Annotated in this window: 2 protein-coding genes; both read right to left on the reverse strand. The window is 73.7% G+C overall.

Annotated features, from left to right (window positions below; genetic code table 11):
- Positions 1 to 100: 100 nt before the first annotated feature.
- Complete coding sequence (locus E2C05_RS31155) at positions 101 to 1,069, reverse strand: isopenicillin N synthase family dioxygenase (protein ID WP_158292492.1); 969 nt, start codon at positions 1,067 to 1,069, stop codon at positions 101 to 103.
- A 158-nt stretch (positions 1,070 to 1,227) separates the two neighbouring features.
- Positions 1,228 to 2,055: a cell envelope integrity EipB family protein gene (locus E2C05_RS31160; protein WP_240046974.1), complete on the reverse strand. Its 828-nt coding sequence runs from the start codon at positions 2,053 to 2,055 to the stop codon at positions 1,228 to 1,230.
- Between the last annotated feature and the right edge of the window lie 255 nt (positions 2,056 to 2,310).

Genomic DNA, 2,310 nt, shown 5'->3' on the forward strand with positions numbered 1-2,310 from the left:
CCCGGCGCGGCTTCACCCGCGCGCCCTGGCGCGACGTCCTGCGCCCGAGCCGGCAGCGCCGCCGCGGCGAGCAGCGCGGCGGCCAGCAGCAGCGCCCGCATCAGGCGGCGTCCGCCTTGGCCTTGGCGGAAAGCCCGTAATTCTGCTGCCGGAACCAGGCCATGTAGTCGCCGACCGTCATCGGCGCATAGCGCGGCGCCTCCCCCGGCACGCGGCAGCTCGGCACCGGCTCCATCAGCGTGTCGGGGTTCGGGTGGAAGAAATACGGGATGGCGTAGCGCGGCCCGGGCGAGAGATTGTAGGCGCGGTGCGGCGTGTTGATGAAGCGCCCGTTGCTCCAGCGATGCAGCACCTCCCCGGTGTTCACCACGAAGCTGTCGGGGACGACCGGCGCGTCGATCCACGCGCCGTCGGTGGTGCGCAATTGCAGCCCGGGCACGCGGTTCTGCGCCAGCAGGGTGATGAAGCTGGTATCGGCATGCGGCGCCAGGCCGAACTGGTTGGCGCCGTAGCGCGCCGGCGGATAGTGGGTGAAGCGCAGCCCGGTCAGCGGCCGGTCGCAATGCGGCGCGAACCAGTCGGCCGGCAGGTCCAGCGCCATGGCATAGAGCGGCAGCAGGCGCTGCGCCAGCGCATCCATCGCCGCGTAGTAGCGCAGCGCCACCTCGCGGAAGCCGGGCAGGCCGGCCGGCCAGCGATCCGTCGCGCCGGCATCCTCGCCGACGCGCTTCATGAAATACGCCTCGTTCTCGTTCGGCTGGTTGTCGGCGTTCAGCCTGGAATGCCGCGTGGTGCTGCCGCGCACCGGGACATAGCCGCGGAACTCGCCATCCACCCGCAGCGCCAGCTTGGCGTCCAGCGGCTGGGCGTGGAAGCGGGCGCAGGCGGCGAAGGCTTCCTCGACCAGCGATGCCGGGACGCCGTGGTTGACGATGGTGAGGAAGCCGATCGTCTCGTTCGCGTGGCGCAGTTGCGCCGCCGTCGCCTCCGGCGCACCGGGCTTGCCCGCCAGATAGGGGCCGAGATCGATGACGGGAATGGCGGGCGTGCTGGCGGTGTCCGCGGCCATGGCGGCTCTCCTGCTGGGTCGGTTCTGCCCGGCTGGCGTCCCTGCCGGGCAGCGAACCATGCGGAGGGCCGGCGGGTCAAACCGCCGCGCCGCGCGGCGCGGCGCCCGTCAGCGGCGGAGCCCGGGCGGGCGCCGCGACAGGGACCTCGGCAGGGGCCTCAGCAGGGATTGGGCAGCAGGGCGAGTTCCTGCAGCTTCCCGTCCACGCTAAACTCGCCGAAATCCATCTTCAGGTCGTCGGCCACGCCATTCTCGAAATAGCGCAGCCCCACCTCGTAGTCCGGCGCGCTGGCGCCGCCGCCGGCGCCGCCCGCATCGCGGTCGAAGAAGGCCACGCGCATGCGGGCGCTGCCCAGCTTCGCCAGGTCCGGGAAGCGGGCATTCGGCTGCGGCGGGGTCCAGGCGGAGATCACCGTGGTGGTGTCCTGCGCGCCGTCGGCGCTGGTGCCGTCGAACAGCGGCACCACCAGCATGCGGGTGCCGGCGCGGGCCGCGGCCAGGCTGCGGATGGTGTGCAGCATCGGCAGCAGGGTGCCCTTGGGCAGGTCCTCCTCCTTCGCCTCGGGCGCGGTGTAGCGGGCGGTGCCGCCCTCCGGCGTCACCTCCGCCTCCCCCGCGATGCGCTGGGACACGGCGCCCTGGCTGGTCTGGGTCAGGCTGTAGCGGATGCGCTTGCCGTCCTTGGTCTCGAAGGTCGAGTAGTCGGACGCGGTCTCGACATCCTGGCCGTCCCGGTCGGTGACGCGCAGGGTGAAGCGCTGGCGGGTGGCCCAGCCGTCGCAGCTGTCCACCACCTCGTACAGCATCACGCCCTCGGCCCGGGCGATGTCGGAATTCTCCCGCACCTTGTCGAGCGTCAGCCGATAGGCGGCGCGATGGCCGACCATCGCCTCCGCCCCCGGTTCGGCGGCCAGCAGCGGGGCGGGCAGGGCCAGCGCGGCGCCGGCGGCGGCCAGCACGGCGAGGATATGTCGACGCAGCGGCATCGCGGGGGCCTTTCCGATCATCCTCTGCATCTAGGGCCGCGCGGGCCGGGCGGGAACGCCCTGGCCGGCGATTCTCTCGGCCAGGGGGCGAGGGCAGGGGCGGGGGCAGGGGCGGGGCCGGCCGGGCCCCGCCCGCCGGCCGCCCGGCTTCACATTCCAGCGCCGGGCGCCACATCGGCTTGCCGCCGGGGCGGCGCCGTGCTGCGCGGCCCGCAGCCATCCGGTCAGGCCGGCGCGGGCCGCTTGCGCCGCGGC

Source organism: Paracraurococcus ruber (genome assembly GCF_004353985.1).
GTDB lineage: Bacteria > Pseudomonadota > Alphaproteobacteria > Acetobacterales > Acetobacteraceae > Paracraurococcus > Paracraurococcus ruber.

Bases quoted from the DNA above. Each gene is read 5' to 3' on its own strand.
- E2C05_RS31155 (WP_158292492.1), bottom strand. From the start codon at position 1,069: ATGGCCGCGGACACCGCCAGCACGCCCGCCATTCCCGTCATCGATCTC.
- E2C05_RS31160 (WP_240046974.1), bottom strand. From the start codon at position 2,055: ATGCCGCTGCGTCGACATATCCTCGCCGTGCTGGCCGCCGCCGGCGCC.